The sequence below is a fragment of the Mesorhizobium sp. M4B.F.Ca.ET.143.01.1.1 genome, assembly GCF_004792275.1.
GTDB lineage: Bacteria > Pseudomonadota > Alphaproteobacteria > Rhizobiales > Rhizobiaceae > Mesorhizobium > Mesorhizobium abyssinicae.
Genome location: NZ_SRSR01000083.1, coordinates 1 through 495, shown reverse-complemented (window position 1 = coordinate 495; position 495 = coordinate 1). Strand labels below are relative to the sequence as shown.

Genomic DNA, 495 nt, shown 5'->3' with positions numbered 1-495 from the left:
CGACGGTGACCACAGCGACGTCAGGATCGTATGTGCCAGGGTCACGGATGTCGGCAACTGGGTGGCCGTGCCGCCGACGTTGAAGGCGTGGGTATCGAAGCTGCCGTCGGACGAGGGCGCCGTGACCGTGAGCGCGACTGTCGGCTCCGAGGCCGCATTGAGCGTTCCTGTGCCCGAGCGGGTGATGATGCCGGTGCTGGCATTGATGGCAAAGCGCGTGTCGTCGATACTGTAGGTGACCGTCGATCCAGCATCGGGATCCTTGGCCGAGGCGGTGATGCCGACGGCCGTGCCAGCCGCCGCAAGCTCGGCGATCTGGTTGGCGGTGGTGTCGGCGTCGGGCGGTGCGTTGAAGGCAACCGGCAACTGGCTGGCCGTGACGCCGACTGTAAAGGCGTGGGTATCGATGCTGTTGTCGGACGAGGTGGCCGTGACCGTGAGCGCGACTGTCGGCTCCGAGGCCGCGTTAAGCGTGCCGGTGCCGGAGCGTGTGAT

At 66.7% G+C, this 495-nt stretch carries 1 protein-coding gene; it reads right to left on the bottom strand.

The genetic code is table 11. The features are described from left to right. Positions 1 to 495: cadherin repeat domain-containing protein (locus EN786_RS36065; RefSeq protein WP_189524375.1), on the bottom strand; the 495-nt coding region annotated here is incomplete at both ends.